The sequence below is a fragment of the Streptomyces sp. SID12488 genome, from assembly GCF_010548275.1.
Taxonomy (GTDB): domain Bacteria; phylum Actinomycetota; class Actinomycetes; order Streptomycetales; family Streptomycetaceae; genus Streptomyces.
Genome location: NZ_JAAGLT010000004.1, coordinates 234,434 through 252,291 on the forward strand (window position 1 = coordinate 234,434; position 17,858 = coordinate 252,291).

Here is a 17,858-nt window from a genome sequence, read left to right on the forward strand (position 1 = left end):
CCTGGCGCCCGGGGCACCCTTTCGTCCTACACCTCTTGCTCCGCCTCTTTGTCCGCCTCTTTCTCCGCAGCCCTCTTCATCTCGCTCTCCTTCTCCTCCTTCTCGGGGTCCCTCTCGTACAGTTCGAACCAGATGCTCTTGCCCTCGCCCCGCGGGTCGACCCCCCACGCGTCCGCGAGCATCTCGATCAGGATCAGGCCCCGGCCCGACGAGGCCAGTTCGCCCGGGCGGCGTTTGTGCGGGAGGTCGTCGCTCACGTCCGTCACCTCGACGCGGATACGGCGTGCGCCGGGTTCGCCCGTGACCTCGGCGACGACCAGGGCGTCGGCGTCGGTGTGGACCAGGACGTTGGTGGTCGTCTCGGAGATCAGGAGGACCGCCGAGTCGACCTGGTCGGGACAGGGCCAGTCGTGGAGCTGTTCGCGGAGTTGCTGGCGGGCGACGGCGACGCGCTCGGGTTCCGCCTGGGCGATCGTCAGCATGGTGCGCCGGACGGTGGGGCGTGGTGTCGGTGGCTGGGCTCCGTCGGTGGCGCAGTCGCCGGGGCGGCTCAGGAGCAGCAGCGCTATGTCGTCCTCGCGGCGGTCGGCCAGCGGGCCGGTGGTGTGGTGGGAGAACGGGCCGTGCACTGCCTGGACGAGGGCGTCGGCCAGGTGCTCCAGGCCGGCGCTCTCGATGTCTCCCTTGTGTTCCTCCAGGGTCACCCGGATGCGCAGCCAGCCGGTGTCCAGGTCGTGGCCGCCGGTCTCGATCAGGCCGTCGGTGCACAGGAGCATGGTCTCGCCGGGTTCGAGGGCGAGGAGGGTGGTGGGGTAGTCGGCGTCCGGGTCGATGCCCAGGGGCAGGCCGCCGGCGGTCGGGCGGGTCAGTACCGTGCCGTCCGCCATGCGGATCGCCGGGTCAGGGTGGCCTGCGCGGGCGATCTCCAGGACGCCGGTCGCGGGGTCGACCTCTACGTACAGGCAGGTCGCGAAGCGCAGGTCGCCGGTGACCGTGCTGTTCGCGGAGTCGGTGATGCCGTGCAGGAAGCGGGAGGCGCGGGAGAGGACTGCGTCGGGGCGGTGGCCCTCGGAGGCGTAGGCGCGCAGCGCTATGCGGAGCTGGCCCATCAGGCCGGCGGCGCGGACGTCGTGGCCCTGGACGTCGCCTATGACCAGGGCGAAGCGTCCGCCGCCGGGCAGCGGGATCATGTCGTACCAGTCGCCGCCGACCTGGAGGCCGCCGCCGGTCGGTATGTAGCGGGCGGCGACCTCCATGCCGGGTATCTCGGGGCCGAGGGTCGGCAGCATCGAGCGTTGCAGGCCGTCGGTCAGTTCGCGTTCCGACTCGGCGACGCCCGCCCGGGAGAGGGCCTGGGCGAGCATGCGGGCGACCGTCGTCAGGACCGAGCGTTCGTCGGGGATGAAGCTGACCGGGTAGGCGAAGCCCGCCATCCAGGCGCCCATCGTGCGGCCCGCGACGGTCAGCGGCAGGAACGCCCAGGACTGCCGGTCGAATACCTGGGCGAGCGGCCAGGCGGTGGGGTAGCGGGCCTTGTAGGCCTCGGGGGAGGAGAGGTAGACGGCGCGGCCGGTGCGGACCACCTCGGCGGCCGGGTAGTCGGTCTCCAGGGGCATGTGGGAGAAGGGACGCTCGTCTCCGGGGCGCTGGCCGTGATGCCCGATGACGGTGAGGCGGTCGCCCTGGACGCCGAAGACGGCGAGGCCGTCCGGTGAGAAGCCCGGCATCGACAGGCCGGCCGCGACCCGCAGCACCTCCTCCGTGGACCGCGCCTCGGCCAGTGCCCGGCCCGCGTCCAGCAGAAACGCCTCCCGCGAGCGGCGCCAGTCACCGGTGACCGGGGTGCGGGCGGCGATGCCCGGCGAGGGCTCGGTGACCTCCTGGAGGGTGCCCATGACGTCGTAGGCCTTGCGATCGGTGTCGAAGGTCGGCTTTGCGCGGCTGCGTGCGGTACGGATCACCCGGCCCTGCTCGTCCATGACGCGGACCCGGACCTCGGCGATGCTGTCCTCGGCGACGGCGAGCTGGATGACGCCGACGATCTCGTTCCAGTCGACCGGGTGGAGGCGGGCCCGGGTTGCGGCCTCCGTGAGGGTGGTCGGCTCGGCGGGCAGGCCGAGCAGGCGGGCCGCCTCGGCGTCGAGCGTGACCAGCTGTGTGGCTGTGTCCCAATGCCACATGCCGGTTGCGAGGGCGACCAGGACGTCCCCCACGGCGGGCAGGGGCTCACCAGTGCGCATTGACCCACTTTATGGAGAGGTGATCGCAGCGTGCCACCCAAGCTGTACGGAGCACCCTGTCGAGGAGCGGTACAGGCTACGCGCCCGAACTAATTGCGGGGAAGCGGTCTCGGGGCGGCCGGTACCCTTGGGTCTGTACTTTCGGAGGTTTGGATGTTTCACGTGAAACATCCAAACCTCGATCCCTGATCCCCGATCCGCGAAGGCTGGATGAACGACGATGCATCGGTACAGGTCCCACACCTGCGGCGAGCTCCGCGCCTCTGACGTCGGCAGTGACGTCCGGCTGAGCGGCTGGCTGCACAATCGGCGCGACCTGGGCGGCATCCTCTTCATCGACCTGCGCGATCACTACGGCATCACGCAGCTCGTCGCCCGCCCCGGCACGCCCGCCTACGAGGCCCTCGACAAGGTCTCCAAGGAGTCGACGGTCCGCGTCGACGGCAAGGTCGTCTCGCGCGGCGCGGAGAACATCAACCCCGAGCTGCCCACGGGCGAGGTCGAGGTCGAGGTCGGCGAGGTGGAGCTGCTCGGCGCCGCCCAGCCGCTGCCCTTCACGATCAACGCCGAGGACGGGGTCAACGAGGAGCGGCGCCTGGAGTACCGCTTCCTGGACCTGCGTCGCGAGCGCATGCACCGCAACATCATGCTGCGTACGGCCGTCATCTCGGCGATCCGGCACAAGATGACCGCGCTGGGCTTCAACGAGATGGCCACGCCGATCCTGACGGCGACCTCCCCGGAGGGCGCCCGCGACTTCGTCGTGCCGTCGCGCCTCAACCCGGGCCGGTTCTACGCGCTGCCGCAGGCCCCGCAGCAGTTCAAGCAGCTGCTGATGATCTCCGGGTTCGACCGCTACTTCCAGATCGCGCCCTGTTTCCGTGACGAGGACGCGCGCGCGGACCGTTCGCCGGGCGAGTTCTACCAGCTCGACGTCGAGATGAGCTTCGTCGAGCAGGAGGACGTGTTCCAGCCGATCGAGCGGCTGATGACCGAGCTGTTCACCGAGTTCGGCAAGGGCCGCGAGGTCACCTCGCCCTTCCCGCGCATCCCGTTCCGCGAGGCGATGCTGAAGTACGGCTCCGACAAGCCGGACCTGCGCGCCAAGCTGGAGCTGGTCGACATCACCGACGTCTTCGCGGGCTCGGAGTTCAAGGCCTTCGCCGGCAAGCACGTACGGGCCCTGCCGGTGCCGGACGTCGCCGGTCAGTCCCGGAAGTTCTTCGACCAGCTCGGTGACTTCGCCGTCACGCTGGGCGCGAAGGGCCTGGCCTGGGTGCGGGTCACGGAGGACGGTTCGCTGTCCGGACCGATCGCGAAGTTCCTCACCGAGGAGAACGTCGCCGAGCTGACCAAGCGGCTTTCGCTGGCCCCCGGTCACGCCGTGTTCTTCGGCGCGGGCGAGTTCGACGAGGTCTCGAAGATCATGGGCGCGGTGCGGGTCGAGGCCGCCAAGCGTGCCGGGCACTTCGAGGAGAACGTGTTCCGGTTCTGCTGGATCGTCGACTTCCCGATGTTCGAGAAGGACGAGGAGACGGGCAGGATCGACTTCTCGCACAACCCGTTCTCGATGCCCCAGGGCGGCATGGAGGCCCTGGAGACCCAGGACCCGCTGGACATCCTGGCCTGGCAGTACGACATCGTCTGCAACGGTACGGAGCTGTCCTCCGGCGCGATCCGCAACCACGAGCCCGACATCATGCTGAAGGCGTTCGGGATCGCGGGCTATGACGAAGAGACGGTCGAGCGCGAGTTCGCCGGCATGCTCCGCGCGTTCCGCTTCGGCGCCCCTCCGCACGGCGGGATCGCGCCCGGCGTCGACCGTATCGTCATGCTCCTCGCCGACGAGCCGAACATCCGCGAGACGATCGCGTTCCCGCTCAACGGCAACGCCCAGGACCTGATGATGGGCGCGCCGACGGAGCTGGAGGAGGCTCGGCTTCGGGAGCTCCACATTTCGGTGCGCAAGCCCCAGCCGAAGTAAATTATCGGAAGTACCGGAATTATCGGAAGTATCGGTAATTGAAAAAGGGGGCTTTGCGGCCTTCGGTGAATGGCTCGGAATCGGCGGCGATTCCGAGCCATTTTCATGGCCATTCTTATGTCACCCTCAGGAATCACAGGGCTTTGACAGGTTGGATTCATAATCTCCCGGGTCATGACTGAGACCCCCCGACAGACAGCAGCAGAGCGGGAATTGACGCGCCGTAGAGTCGTCGTCGCCGGTGGCGCGACGGCGGTGACGGCCACGGCGGTGGCCCTCGGTGCCGGACTCGCGTCGGCGCAGGGAGTACCGGCGGGCAAGGGCGTGCACGGCCCCGGGAACCTGCCCTCCGGCACCCCGTCGGGCACCCCCTCCGGCACACCCGAGGCCTGTTATGTGCTGACCACGGAGACGACCGAGGGCCCGTACTACATCGACGCGGACAAGCTCCGCCAGGACGTCACCGAGGACGAGGAGGGCATCCCCCTCACCCTCCGGCTCAAGGTGATCGACGCCGAGACCTGCCGCCCGGTGCGGAACGCGGCCGTCGACATCTGGCACTGCTCGGCGCTCGGCCTCTACTCCGGCTACGAGGCCATGGGCAACGGCAGTGGCGGTGGCGGCGGCACCCCGCCGTCCGGCGAGCCGACGGGCGTACCCACTGGTCCGCCCCCGACGGGCGGTCCGGGCGGGCCCGGTGGCCACCAGGAGCCGACCGACGACGAGCGCTATCTGCGCGGCACGTGGAAGACGGACCGGCACGGCTACGTCACCTTCCGGACCGTGTTCCCGGGCTGGTACCGGGGCCGCTGCGTGCACATCCACGTCAAGGTGCACGTGGACGGCACCTGGACCGACGCCGGTTACGAGGGCGGGCACACCTGCCACACGGGCCAGCTGTTCTTCGACGAGGAGTCCGTGCTTCTCTCGGCGGAGGTGGACCCGTACTCGACGAACACGGCCCCCCGTACGACCCTCGACGAGGACGGGATCTACCCGGACAACGGGGCCGAGGGCGGGCTGCTGTGGCTGCGGTACAAGAAGCGGGACATCGGGCGCGGGGTTCACGCCGAGCTGACGATGGGCGTGGCACCGGACGAGACGAACGACAGCAATTGAATAAGGTTAGGCTTCCCTAATTCGTGAGTCTGGGGCGGGAAATGGACAACTGTTTTCCGCCCCTTTCGCGCGTTTTTTCTCGCGTCCGTAAAAAGGCAAAGGAAAGCACAGTCCTTTCCCATGGTCCTGACAGGCGTCTTACCTAGTTTTCACGACCATGACAGAGATTCAAGGGCCGAAGCACAAAAAGGATCTGACGCGTCGGAAGGTCGTCGTCACCGGCGCCGGAGCGGTCGCCGCGGTGGGCGTCGCGGGCGGACTCGCGGCCGGCGCGTTCGCGGGTGAGACGGGCAAGGGCAGGAAGAATCCCACCCCCAAGGCCTCCGGCAGCAGCTCCGAGGTCTGCTACACGCTCACCTCGGAGACCACGGAGGGCCCGTACTACATCGACGCGGACAAGCTCCGCCAGGACATCACCGAGGACAAGGAAGGCATCCCGCTGACCCTGAGCCTGCGGGTGATCGATTCCGAGTCGTGCAAGCCGATCGTGAACGCGGCCGTCGACATCTGGCACTGCGACGCCCTGGGTCTCTACTCCGGCTACGAGAGCCTCTCCACCGGCGGCGGTGGCGGCGCCCCGACGGACGCCCCCTCGGGCACCCCGACCGGTGAGCCGCCGACCGACGCGCCCTCCGGTGCCCCCTCCGGCGGCACGGGCGGTGGCGGTGTGCACGAGGAGCCCACCGACGACAAGCGCTACCTGCGCGGCACCTGGAAGACCGACCGGCAGGGCCGGGTCACCTTCAAGACGGTCTTCCCGGGCTGGTACCGGGGCCGCACCGTCCACATCCACACGAAGGTGCACGTGGACGGCACCTGGACGGACGCCGGCTACGAGGGCGGCACCACCTGCCACACCGGCCAGTTCTTCCTCGACGAGGAGTCGGTGCTGCTCTCCGCCACGGTCGAGCCGTACTCGACGTCGACGACCGAGCGCACGACGCTCACCGAGGACACGATCTACGACCAGAGCGGCACCGCCGGTGGTCTGCTCAAGCTGAAGTACAACAAGAAGAACATCGCGAAGGGCGTCATCGGCTCCATCACGATGGGCGTCGACCCGGACGCGACCAACGACGGCACGGGCGACTCGACGCAGCCGAGCGCGTCAGCGTCAGCGTCGGTGTCGGAGACGGCGAGCTGACGGACGTACGGCCCACGAAGGGCCGGCCCGGAACCCTCGCCCCGGTTCCGGGCCTTCGTCATGTTCGGGGAAGCTCCGTACGCACACTGGCGGTTCGCAGGGAGCACACAGACTTCTCGTCGGAAGGGCACAGTGGCGGGGCGTTTGATGGGAACTGTCGCAGTGGGGTAACCGCACCTCACGGCACGTTCCACTCACGCTCGTTGTTCGCCACCCGTTGTTCGCTGGAGGAAGTCATGGGAATCGTCGTTCCGCTCACGCTGCTGCTGATCGTCGGAGCGGTGGCTTCCGTCGTCCTTCTGCGCAGGCAGGCGGGGACGCACATGGTCGCGTCCGGCTTGGCCGGGCTGGACGCCGAGGTCGAGGCCAACCGGTGGGTGGTGCGGCTCGGCGGGAGTCTGGCCGGTCTGCGGCCGGGGGCCGACGAAGCCGCCGCGCGGGCGCTGGCCGAGGCGACCGGACGGCATCACGCCGCCCGTGGCCAACTGGCCACCGCCCGCACGCCCGCCGAGTACGCGCTCGCGAGGCAGACCGCTGTGGAGGGTCTCCAGTACGTCAGTGCCGCCCGCAGCGCCCTCGGGCTCGCATCCGGTCCGCCGGGCGCCGACGCCGACTCGGGCGCCGACGACCCGAACGAAGGAACCGCCCGTCAGCTCCTGGGAGTTGGCGGGCGGTTCGGTGTCACCGCGTAAGGCGCGGGCACGGGGGCGGAGGCAGGGTCACTCGGGTGCGCCGCCGAAGCGCTCCTTGTACGTCGCCAGGTCCTCGTCCGTCAGCTTCGCGAACAGCACCGGCGGGACCGTGAAGGCGGTGCCCGCGGGGACGGCGGACAGCGACTTCGCCTCGTCGGCCGTGACCCACGTCTTCGTGTCGTCCCGCAGCGCGAACGCCGCGCGCATGGTCGCCGACGTCGCCGGGATGAAGGGTTCCGAGACCACCGAGTAGAGGTGGATGAGGTTCATCGCCGTACGGAGGGTCAGGGCCGCGCCGTCCTGGTCGGTCTTGATCTCCAGCCAGGGAGCCTTCTCCTCCAGGTAGGAGTTGCCCGCCGACCACAGTGCGCGCAGGGCTGCCGCCGCCTTGCGGAACTGGAGCGCCTCCAGCTGGTTCTCGTACTCCGCGAGCAGCTCGGCGATCTGCTCGCCCAGCCTCGCCTCCGCCTCGCCGGCCGCCGAGCCCGCCGGGACCTCGTCGCCGAAGCGCTTCTTCGAGAAGGAGAGGACGCGGTTGACGAAGTTGCCGAGGGTGTCCGCCAGGTCCTTGTTCACCGTGGCCGTGAAGTGCTCCCAGGTGAAGGAGGAGTCGTCGGACTCGGGGGCGTTGGCGATCAGGAAGTAGCGCCAGTAGTCGGCCGGGAGGATGGCCAGCGCCTGGTCGGTGAAGACGCCCCGCTTCTGGGACGTGGAGAACTTGCCGCCGTAGTACGTCAGCCAGTTGAAGGCCTTGACGACGTCGACCTTCTTCCACGGTTCGCGGACGCCGAGTTCCGTGGCCGGGAACATCACCGTGTGGAACGGGACGTTGTCCTTCGCCATGAACTCCGTGTAGCGGACCGGGTTGTCGCCCGCGTCGGCCTCGTACCACCAGGACTTCCAGTCCCTGGTCTCCGGCTGCTCGTCCGACCACTCCTTCGTTGCGCCGATGTACTCGATCGGGGCGTCGAACCAGACGTAGAAGACCTTGCCCTCCGCCGCCAGCTCCGGCCAGGTGTCCGCCGGGACGGGGACACCCCAGTCCAGGTCACGGGTGATCGCGCGGTCGTGCAGGCCCTCGGTGAGCCACTTGCGGGCGATGGAGGAGGCGAGGTGGGGCCACTGGCCCTCGTGGGCGGTCACCCACTCCTCGACCTCGTGCTGGAGCTTCGACTGGAGGAGGAAGAGATGCTTCGTCTCCCGGACCTCCAGGTCGGTGGAGCCGGAGATCGCGGACCGGGGGTTGATCAGGTCGGTCGGGTCGAGCACCCGGGTGCAGTTCTCGCACTGGTCGCCACGCGCCTTGTCGTAGCCGCAGTGGGGACAGGTGCCCTCGACATACCGGTCCGGGAGGAAGCGGCCGTCGGTGGGGCTGTACACCTGGCGGATCGCGCGCTCTTCGATGAAGCCGTTCTCGTTGAGTCGGCGGGCGAAGTGCTGGGTGATCTCCATGTTCTGTGGGGAGGAACTCCGCCCGAAGTGGTCGAAGGCCAGCGCGAACCCGTCGTACACCGCCTTCTGCGCGTCGTGCGCCTGCGCGCAGAACTCCGCCACGGGGATGCCCTGCTCCTTCGCGGCCAGCTCGGCCGGGGTGCCGTGCTCGTCCGTCGCGCAGATGTAGAGGACGTCGTGGCCGCGCTGGCGGAGGTAACGGGAGTAGACGTCCGCCGGGAGCATGGACCCCACCATGTTGCCCAGGTGCTTGATCCCGTTGATGTACGGAAGGGCGCTGGTGATGAGGTGTCGAGCCATCGGGGGGCTGCTCCCAGGTTGGTTTCCTGCTGCTTCGCGAACCTTGAAATCGTAGCTGCGAGTGGACCCTCGCGATGCCGTATATACTCAACATGTCACGCGTCTATAGCGGGAGGTCTGTCATGTCGAAGCTGCTCATCGAGGTTGACGACGAGGCTCTGGCGGAAGCCCAGGTCCTGCTGGGCACCAAGACCAAGAAGGACACCGTCAACACCGCGCTGCTGGAAGTCGCCAAGCGGCGCAGCCGGGCCATAGCGCTGGCTGAGCTCCGGGAGATGGGAGCGCGAGGTGACTTCGACATCCTTCTGGACAAGAGGAACTACCGCCGGTGAGTGACGTCTCGTATCTGATCGACACCTCGGCCGTTGTGCGCCTGCTCAGCAGCGATGAGTATGACGAGCGATGGCAGCAGGTGCTCGCCAACGGGTTGGTCGCGCTCTGTGACCTGACCGAACTGGAACTCCTTTACTCTGCCCGTTCCGGAAAGGACCGGGATGCCAAACAGGAGCGCCTACGACGGTTGTTCGCCTGGACCTTGATGCCCGACGGCATCTATCAGCGCGCTCGCGAGGTCCAGCAGCTGCTCACCGACAACGGCGAGCACCGTTCGGCCGGACCGGTCGACCTGCTCGTGGCCGCCACGGCCGAGTTGTCGGGCCTGACTCTCCTCCACCACGACCGGGACTTCGACACCGTCGCCCGCCGCACGGGTCAGTCGACCGTGTGGCTGGCCGAGCCCGAGTCCATCGAGCCGATCGAGTCCTGAACGTGGGCGTAACCCCGTGGCCCCGTGCTGTCAGGACTCCTCGTCCTCGTCCTCGCCGCCGGCCATGCGGAACGGCCCCGCTGTTCCGGGCGCGAAGTACAGCGTCAGTCCGTCTTCCATGACCACCTCGATGGGGTCATTCGCCTTCAGCAGCCTGTTCAGCTCGGTCTCGAGCGATTGCCGCATCGGGTGTGTGGCTTGCCTGCGGCCACACGTGAAGTCACCTGCCTCCCCGAAGGGTCGCCCAAGAGGGCGGGCTCCCCGAACGCCGTGCCACTCGCCCGTGGCCCAGATCTCCAGCTTGTTGTACTTCATGGACGCAGGGTCCCCCGGGTGGCATGCGCCCGCACCCGGGGGACCCTGCGCCTGACGCGTACGTGCTGCGCACTACGCGCTCGGCTTCTCCTCCAGGCGGGGGAAGAGCACCGCGCCCTTGGTGATCGTCGCGCCCGCCGGGAGCCGGCCCCAGGTGGCGGCGTCGGTGACCCGCTGGTCGGGGAGTGCGCCGAGGACGGCGTCCGCGCCGAGGGAGTCCCAGAGCTGCTGCGAGGTTTCCGGCATGACCGGGTTGAGCAGGACCGCCACCGCGCGGAGGGACTCCGCGGCTGTGTAGAGGATCGTCGCCAGGCGGGCCCTGCCCTCCGGAGAGTCGTCCTTCGCGACCTTCCAGGGCTCCTGCTCGGTGATGTAGCCGTTGACCTGTTTCACGAAGTCGAAGATCGCCAGGATGCCGCCCTGGAAGTCCACCTCGTCGCCGATCCGGCGGTCGGCCTCGGCCACCGCCTTGGCCATGCCGTCCTGGACGGCCTTCTCGGCCTCGCCCGCCGCCGTCGCCTCGGGCAGCGTGCCGCCGAAGTACTTGCCGACCATCGCGGCCACGCGTGACGCGAGGTTGCCGTAGTCGTTCGCCAGCTCGCTCGTGTAGCGGGCGGAGAAGTCCTCCCAGGAGAACGAGCCGTCCTGGCCGAACGCGATCGCGCGCAGGAAGTACCAGCGGTACGCGTCCACCCCGAAGTGGGAGGTCAGGTCCTGCGGCTTGATGCCCGTCAGGTTCGACTTCGACATCTTCTCGCCGCCGACCATCAGCCAGCCGTTGGCCGCGACCTTGCCGGGCAGCGGCAGACCCTGCGCCATCAGCATCGCGGGCCAGATGATCGCGTGGAAGCGGAGGATGTCCTTGCCGACCAGATGGACGTCGGCGGGGAAGGTGTTCCCGAACTTCTCCGGGTTCTCGTTGTAGCCGACCGCCGTCGCGTAGTTCAGCAGCGCGTCGACCCACACGTAGATCACGTGCTTGTCGTCCCACGGGACCGGGACGCCCCAGTCGAAGGTGGAACGGGAGATGGAGAGGTCCTGGAGGCCTTGGCGGACGAAGTTCACGACCTCGTTGCGCGCCGACTCGGGCTTGATGAAGTCCGGGTTCGCCTCGTAGTGGGCGAGCAGCTTCTCGCCGTACTCGCTGAGCTTGAAGAAGTAGTTCTCCTCCTTGAGGATCTCCACCGGCTTCTTGTGGATGGCACACAGTTTCGTGGTCGGCGTGCCGTCCCCGGCCTCCGGACCGGCCTCGATGAGGTCGCCGGGGAGTTTGTACTCCTCGCAGCCCACGCAGTACGGGCCCTCGTAGCCGCCCTTGTAGATCTCGCCCTTGTCGTGGAGATCCTGGACGAACTCCTGGACGCGGTCCGTGTGACGCTTCTCCGTCGTACGGATGAAGTCGTTGTTCGCGATGTTCAGGTGTTCCCAGAGGGGCTTCCAGGCTTCGTCGACGAGCTTGTCCGCCCACTGCTGCGGGCTGACGCCGTTCGCCTCCGCGGTGCGCATGATCTTCTGACCGTGCTCGTCGGTGCCGGTGAGGAACCACACGCTCTCGCCGCGCTGACGGTGCCAGCGCGTGAGCACGTCGCCTGCGACGGTCGTGTAGGCGTGGCCCAGGTGAGGAGCGTCGTTGACGTAGTAAATGGGGGTGGAGACGTAGTACGCCTTGCCGCCCCGCTTCTCGGATCCAGTGGCCACCATGGCGAAATCCTACTGGCCGAGGGGAGATTGGCTCACGCCGATTTCTGCTGAGGAGATTACGGGGACAGGGCCCGGGGTTTGGCCCCGGGCCCTGTCGGTCGTCGTGCGTGAGGTTTTACGAGGGTTATGAGGGTTACGGGGGTTACGGGCGCCAGTTGGCCAGTACGCCCTCGTACAGCTCCGTGTCCGTCAGCTCGCGAGGGGTCGGGCCCGCGTGGAAGAAGGACGTGTTGGACGTCTTGAGCTTGCGGAGGTAGTCGAAGGCCTTGTTCTCCGGCTCGCCGAAGGCGACGAAGGAGAAGAAGAGGGTGGGGTGCTTCGCCGCCGCCTCCGTGAGGGACTGGGTGGCGGGGGTCTTGGCGTCCGGGGCGCCGTCCGTCTGGAAGACGATGAGGGCGGGGTGCTCGGTGCCGGACTTCTCGTAGTGCGAGACGACCTCCTCCACGGCTGCGTGGTAGCTCGTACGGCCCATGCGGCCGAGGGAGGCGTGGAGCTCGTCGATCTTGTTGTCGTGGTCGGGGAGGGTCAGCTCGCCGGTGCCGTCCAGTTCCGTGGAGAAGAAGACGACGTGGACGGTCGCCTCCGGGTCGAGGTGGGCGGCGAGGGCGAGGGTCTGCTCGCCGAGGGCCTGGGCGGAGCCGTCCTTGTAGTACGGGCGCATGGAGGAGGAGCGGTCCAGGACGAGGTAGACCTTGGCGGGGGTGTTGTCGAGGTTGAGGGTGGCGAGGGTGGCGGCGGCGGAGTTGTACGCGGTGAGGAGGCTTGCGGGTACGGCCTCGGACCCGGCCTTGGCTTCGCCGTCGGCCGTGTTCCCATCCGCACCACCCGTGGCGCCTTCGTTCTCGGGTGCGGGTGGCCCCTGTGGGGCTTCCGCTGCGTCGGCGGCTGCCGGGACCAGGTCCTCAGACTCAGCCTCAGGCGCAGACTCCGGCTCCGGTTCCGGTTCAGGGGTCACCTCGGCCACCGGCTCGGGAGCGGGCTCGGGGGTCGGCTCCTCTGCGGCGGGCTCGACCTTGGCCTCGGGCTCGACAACCGCTTCGGCCTCGGGCTCGGTCTCGGCTTCCGGGGCGACCTCAGTCACCTCGGCCACCGTTTCCTGCTCCGGGGTCGCCTCCTCGGCTACCGGCTCGGCCTCCGGCTCAGGAGTCACCTCGGCCAGAGGTTCCGGCTCGGGCTCGGGGACTACCTCGGCCACCGGTTCGGGCTCCGGGGTCACCTCGACGACGGGTTCCGGTTCAGGGGTCACCTCGGCGGCCGGTTCAGCCTCCGGCGCGGTCTCGGCGACCGGCTCTGCCTCTGCCTCTGGCTTGGCCTCTACCTCGGCCACCGGATCTACACCGGTCTCTGCCTCCGGCTCGACCTCCAGCTCGGCCACCGGCTCAGCTTTGGTCTCTTCCGCGACCTCGGTCTTCGCCTCGGCCTCGACCTCCGCCTCGGCCACCGGCTCCGGCTCGGTCTCTTCCGCAACCTTGGCGTCGGCCGCAACCGCAACCTCGGGCTCGGTCACCGGCTCGGTCACCGGAGTCACAGGCTCGGCCACCGCCTCAGCCACCGGAGGTACCGGCTCGGCCGCCGGCTCAGTCACCGGAGCCACCGCCTCAGCCACCGGAGGTACCCGCTCGTCCACCGGCCTGGTCGGCTTGGGGACCGTTACGTTGTCGAAGGCTGCCGAGACCAGGTCGTCCACGACCGAGGGGGCCGCTGCGGGCTTCGGTGTCGGGGACTGGGTCAGGGTCGGTTCTGGGGACGGTGCCGGAATCTTCGGCTCGGCGACCCCCTGCTGAGGAACCGACTCCGCCTCCCGCGCGGGCGCCGCCTCGGCGTCACGCCCCTTGCGTGACTTGCCGAACGCGTTCCGCAGGAGAGTGAGAATGCCCATGTGCGCAACCCTTCACGTGAGTTGTAGCCGTCAATCCCTGGCCAGGACGGACACGTAAGGTTAGCGGTCCGGATTGACGATCTTGGGCAGGGTCTTTCACGGAACCCGGCGGGCGTCAAGGGCGCCACTTCGCCAACCTCGCGCCCCGCCCCCCAGCAGGCCTCGGCCGGGCCTGCGGCAGGTCCCGTCCGCGTCTTCCCCGCACTCCAATACCCTTACCGCTCCCACGGGTTCACCCTTCGTTCACCCGGCGTCCCCACCGTCGCACTTCCGTCCGCCTAGCGTCACGCTGACACCAAAGGCACGTATAGGGACACCATGGGGAGAGTAAAGTGCGCAAGTTGCTGCCGTTGATCGGATCGTCGTCCGGATCGCATCCTGGCGGCCGGTCAGCGATGACCTGCCGTTTCCGGTGTGGTGACGCCTGCTTCCACGAGGTTCCCAACACCAGCGCCAACGAGTACCTCGGCGATGTGATCGCCGGCGCCCTCAGCCGACGTTCCGTGATGCGCGCCGCCGCCGTCGTCACCGTGGCCACCGCGGCCGGTACCGCCGCGAACGTCGTCGGCGCCGAGGGCGCGGAAGCGGCCACCGCAGCCTCCCACCACCCCTCCCCCTCGCACTCCTCCGTGCCGCGCGGTCTGCGCTTCACCCCCGTCGCGCCCAACACCGCCGACGCCGTGACCGTCCCCGGCGGGTATGGCCAGAACGTCGTCATCCGCTGGGGCGAGCCCATACTCCGAGGTGCCCCCGCCTTCGACCCGGAGAAGCAGACCGCCGCCGCGCAGGCCGGCCAGTTCGGGTACAACAACGACTTCCTCGCGCTGCTCCCCCTCCACGGGAACCAGAAGCTCCTGGTCGCCAACCACGAGTACACCGACGAGATCCTGATGTTCCGCGGCTACGACGCCGCCAACCCCACCCGCGAGCAGGTCGAGGTCGCCTGGGCGGCGCACGGGCTGTCCGCCGTCGTGGTCGAGGGCGACCGGCGTACCGGCAAGCTCACCCCCGTACTCCGCCACCCGCTCAACCGTCGTGTCACCGCCACCACCGAGTTCCGGGTCACGGGACCGGCCGCCGGGTCCGATCTCCTCAAGACCTCCACCGACCCGACCGGGCGGAAGGTCCTCGGCACGCTCAACAACTGCTCCGGGGGTACGACCCCCTGGGGGACCACTCTCCACGGCGAGGAGAACTTCAACCAGTACTTCGCCAACGCCTCCCGCGACACCGACAAGCGGTACGGCATCGGCACCGGCGCCACCGAGCGCAAGTGGGAGCGGTTCGACAAGCGGTTCGACGTCGCCCAGGAGCCCAACGAGGTCCACCGGTTCGGTTACGTTGTGGAGTTCGATCCGTACGATCCCTCCTCCACGCCCCGCAAGCACACCGCCCTCGGACGCTTCAAGCACGAGGCCGCCACCATCCGGCTGACCTCCGACGGGCGTCCCGTCGTCTACACGGGCGACGACGAGCGCTTCGACTACTTCTACAAGTTCGTGAGCAGCAAGCGGATGCGGCACGGGGACTCGCGCTCCGTCCGGGAGCACAACCTCTCCCTCCTCGACGAGGGCACGCTGTACGTCGCCAAGCTCACCGGTGACTCCCCCGCCATCGAGATCGACGGAAGCGGGAAGCTGCCCGCCGACGGTGAGTTCGACGGCAGCGGTACGTGGATCCCGCTGGCGACCGCCACCGCCAAGGGGGCCGTCTCGCACGTCGACGGCATGACCGCCGAGGAGGTCTTCGTCTTCACGCGGCTCGCCGGGGACAAGGTCGGCGCGACCAAGATGGACCGGCCCGAGGACATCGAGCCCAACCCGGTCACCGGCAAGGTCTATGTCGCCCTCACCAACAACACCAACCGTGGCAAGGCCGGCTTCGCCGCCACCGACGAGGCCAACCCGCGCAACTCCAACAAGCACGGGCAGATCCTGGAGCTGACCGAGCGCTGGAACCGCGCCGAGAGCACCTCGTTCGCCTGGACGCTCTTCCTCGTCGCCGGTGACCCCAAGGACCCCGCCACCTACTTCGCGGGCTTCCCGAAGGACGACGTCAGCCCGATCTCCTGCCCGGACAACGTCGCCTTCGACCGCCACGGCAACCTGTGGATCTCCACGGACGGCAGCCAACTCGGCTCCCACGACGGCCTGTTCGGCGTCGCGACGAAGGGTGCCCGGCGCGGTGAACTCAAGCAGTTCCTGACCGTGCCGACCGGCGCCGAGACCTGCGGTCCGGTCATCGGGGAACGCCAGGTGCTCGTCGCCGTGCAGCACCCGGGCGAGATCGACGGCGCCTCGGTGGAGAAGCCCGCCAGCACGTGGCCCGACGGACCGGGGAAGATCGTCCGTCCGGCGGTCGTCTCCGTGTGGCGTACGGACGGCTGCGACATCGGCGTCTGAGCCGGCCGGGTCGGTTCAGCAGGCGGCCTTACGGGAGTGCTGGGACGGAGGCGGTCGCCGCGGCGCCGGTGCTCTGTTCCAGCCACTCCCGGTATGCCGGTGCCTGCCGTGCCACCTCCTCGTACGCCTCCGCCAGCGCCGGATGCACCCCGTCCAGCTCCGTCTCCGTACGGGCCGCCAGCAGCAGCCGTACGCCGAGCGGGTCACCGTGGAGCCGGCGTACCGCCATCTCGGGGCGCGGCAGGCAGGTCGGCTGGCAGACGGCGACGACCTCGCCGGTCGCCACCAGTGAGGCCGCGGTGTGGTAATCGCCGTGCAGGACACGGGGGTTGAGGCCTGCGGTGTGCAGCATGCGCAGTACGGCGTCGAACTCGCCGTCGACCGTCTCGTCCACCATCCAGCGGTCGCCGGCCAGCTCGGAGAGGTGGACCACCGGTCTCGCGGCGGCCGGATGGTCGGCGGGCAGGGACACGAACTGGGGTTCCCTGTCGGCCAGTACGCGCAGGCACAGGCCGTCCGGGATACGGAGCGGGCAGCCCTCGACCTCGTGCACGAACGCCACGTCCAACTGGCCGTCGGCGACCATGCGCAGCAGCGCGCTCGCGGAGACATCCATGCGGAGGGTCGGTTCCTGCTGGCGCTGACGGAGCCTGCGCAGCCAGCCCGACAGGGCCCGGCTGGCCGTCGAGCCGATGCGCAGCTGCGGTTCGTCCGCCGCCGCGGCCCGCGCCTCCGTGACCAGCGAGCGCATCTCCGCCACCAGGGGACGGGCCCGGCTCAGCACGACCCGGCCGAGCGGCGTCGGACGGCAGCCGGCCCGGGTCCGGGTGAACAGCGCGCCGCCCAGCTCCTGTTCGATCCGGCGCAGCTGGGTGCTCAACGAGGGCTGGGCCACGCCCAGTTGGCGGGCGGCCCGGTGCAGGCTGCCGGTGTCGGCGATGGCGCACAGCGCCCGAAGGTGCCTCACCTCTAGCTCCATGAGACCGGCTCCGCGTCGCGAATCATGCGCATGCACATGTCCATGCCATCGCACCCTAAGCCGGATCCGTGCGTTCCGACAGACGCACACAGGCGGACCCGCCCCCGGTGATAGGGCCGCGCTATCGCGACTTGCCATCATCACAGCCGCCGCACAGACGCCGACACTCACCGTACGAACGATCGACTCACCCCCCACACAAGGAGTCATCGATGAGAAAGCCAACCTCTGGTGCCCTGGCGACCACGTTAGGCCTCAGTCTGGCAACTCTCGCTCTGGGTACGGCAGTTCCCGCATCTGCCGCCTCCGCACCCGAGCCCGCGACCACCGTGTCCACCGTGTCCGACGCGAAGGCCGCGTACGCCGGGTCGGCCGAGGACACCGCCGCCAACAAGGCCTTCTTCGAGGCCGTACTGAAGTCCGTCGCCGAGAAGCGCGCCGCCAACCCGCGCTCGGCCGCCGCCGTCACCGTCATCTACAACGCGTCCCGCGCGCCCTCCTTCAGCGCCGAGATAGCCCGCTCCACCTCGATCTGGAACAGCTCGGTGACCAACGTGAAGCTGCAGTCGGGCTCCGCGTCCGCCGCCGACTTCACCTACCGCGAGGGCAACAGCTCCCAGGGCTCGTACGCCTCCACGGACGGCCACGGCAGCGGCTACATCTTCATCGACTACGCGCAGAGCCAGCAGTACAACCCGACCCGTATCACCGCCCACGAGACCGGACATGTGCTCGGACTGCCCGACCACTACTCAGGCCCGTGCAGCGAGTTGATGTCGGGCGGCGGCCCCGGCACGTCCTGCACCAACGCCAACCCGAACTCGACCGAACGCTCCCGCGTGAACCAGCTGTGGGCCAACGGGCTCGCGAAGGCCCTGCGTTAGT

The 17,858-nt window shown here is 68.9% G+C and carries 14 protein-coding genes; 8 read left to right on the plus strand and 6 right to left on the minus strand.

Features of this window, described 5'->3' with window-relative positions; translation table 11 throughout:
* Nucleotides 1–26 precede the first annotated feature (26 nt).
* Nucleotides 27–2,240, minus strand: coding sequence for a SpoIIE family protein phosphatase (locus G3I56_RS09210; protein ID WP_164408391.1), 2,214 nt, complete (start codon nt 2,238–2,240; stop codon nt 27–29).
* 220 nt (nt 2,241–2,460) lie between these two features.
* Between G3I56_RS09210 and aspS the strand changes: the two genes are divergently transcribed.
* The 4 genes from aspS (at nt 2,461) to G3I56_RS09230 (ending at nt 7,179) form a co-directional block, all read left to right on the plus strand.
* Complete coding sequence (gene aspS / locus G3I56_RS09215; RefSeq protein ID WP_164408392.1) at nt 2,461–4,224, plus strand: aspartate--tRNA ligase; 1,764 nt, start codon at nt 2,461–2,463, stop codon at nt 4,222–4,224.
* A gap of 174 nt (nt 4,225–4,398) precedes the next feature.
* Nucleotides 4,399–5,343: an intradiol ring-cleavage dioxygenase gene (locus G3I56_RS09220; protein ID WP_164408393.1), complete on the plus strand. Its 945-nt coding sequence runs from the start codon at nt 4,399–4,401 to the stop codon at nt 5,341–5,343.
* Nucleotides 5,344–5,500: 157 nt separating this feature from the next.
* A complete protein-coding gene (locus G3I56_RS09225; RefSeq protein WP_164408394.1) occupies nt 5,501–6,487 on the plus strand; it encodes an intradiol ring-cleavage dioxygenase in 987 nt (328 codons plus the stop codon).
* A gap of 236 nt (nt 6,488–6,723) precedes the next feature.
* Nucleotides 6,724–7,179, plus strand: coding sequence for a hypothetical protein (locus tag G3I56_RS09230; RefSeq protein WP_203689496.1), 456 nt, complete (start codon nt 6,724–6,726; stop codon nt 7,177–7,179).
* A 27-nt stretch (nt 7,180–7,206) separates the two neighbouring features.
* Here G3I56_RS09230 and metG (G3I56_RS09235) read toward each other — a convergent pair whose 3' ends face one another.
* Nucleotides 7,207–8,931: a methionine--tRNA ligase gene (metG, locus tag G3I56_RS09235; protein WP_164408395.1), complete on the minus strand. Its 1,725-nt coding sequence runs from the start codon at nt 8,929–8,931 to the stop codon at nt 7,207–7,209.
* A 122-nt stretch (nt 8,932–9,053) separates the two neighbouring features.
* Here metG (G3I56_RS09235) and G3I56_RS09240 point away from each other — a divergent pair, with 122 nt between their 5' ends.
* Both G3I56_RS09240 and G3I56_RS09245 read left to right on the plus strand, forming a co-directional pair.
* Nucleotides 9,054–9,263 (plus strand): type II toxin-antitoxin system VapB family antitoxin, encoded by a 210-nt coding sequence (locus G3I56_RS09240; RefSeq protein ID WP_164408396.1) that lies wholly within the window; start codon nt 9,054–9,056, stop codon nt 9,261–9,263.
* Nucleotides 9,260–9,697: a PIN domain nuclease gene (locus G3I56_RS09245; protein WP_164408397.1), complete on the plus strand. Its 438-nt coding sequence runs from the start codon at nt 9,260–9,262 to the stop codon at nt 9,695–9,697. The genes G3I56_RS09240 and G3I56_RS09245 overlap by 4 nt, the downstream gene beginning before the upstream one ends.
* Nucleotides 9,698–9,727: 30 nt before the next feature.
* On the opposite strand, the gene G3I56_RS09250 is transcribed toward G3I56_RS09245, so the two are convergent.
* From G3I56_RS09250 to G3I56_RS09260, 3 genes are all read right to left on the minus strand, one after another.
* Nucleotides 9,728–10,012, minus strand: coding sequence for a hypothetical protein (locus tag G3I56_RS09250; protein ID WP_164408398.1), 285 nt, complete (start codon nt 10,010–10,012; stop codon nt 9,728–9,730).
* 72 nt (nt 10,013–10,084) lie between these two features.
* A complete protein-coding gene (gene metG / locus G3I56_RS09255; RefSeq protein WP_164408399.1) occupies nt 10,085–11,713 on the minus strand; it encodes a methionine--tRNA ligase in 1,629 nt (542 codons plus the stop codon).
* Nucleotides 11,714–11,855: 142 nt separating this feature from the next.
* Entirely contained in the window at nt 11,856–13,592 is a 1,737-nt protein-coding gene (locus G3I56_RS09260; protein WP_164408400.1) for a VWA domain-containing protein, read from the minus strand.
* A gap of 332 nt (nt 13,593–13,924) precedes the next feature.
* Between G3I56_RS09260 and G3I56_RS09265 the strand changes: the two genes are divergently transcribed.
* Nucleotides 13,925–15,994 carry a PhoX family protein gene (locus G3I56_RS09265; RefSeq protein WP_164408401.1) on the plus strand — a complete coding sequence of 690 codons (2,070 nt, stop codon included), beginning with the start codon at nt 13,925–13,927 and terminating at the stop codon, nt 15,992–15,994.
* Between the two features lie 28 nt (nt 15,995–16,022).
* On the opposite strand, the gene G3I56_RS09270 is transcribed toward G3I56_RS09265, so the two are convergent.
* Nucleotides 16,023–16,973: a LysR family transcriptional regulator gene (locus tag G3I56_RS09270; protein WP_164408402.1), complete on the minus strand. Its 951-nt coding sequence runs from the start codon at nt 16,971–16,973 to the stop codon at nt 16,023–16,025.
* Nucleotides 16,974–17,185: 212 nt separating this feature from the next.
* Here G3I56_RS09270 and snpA point away from each other — a divergent pair, with 212 nt between their 5' ends.
* Complete coding sequence (gene snpA / locus G3I56_RS09275) at nt 17,186–17,857, plus strand: snapalysin (RefSeq protein ID WP_164408403.1); 672 nt, start codon at nt 17,186–17,188, stop codon at nt 17,855–17,857.
* Nucleotide 17,858: the final 1 nt, after the last annotated feature.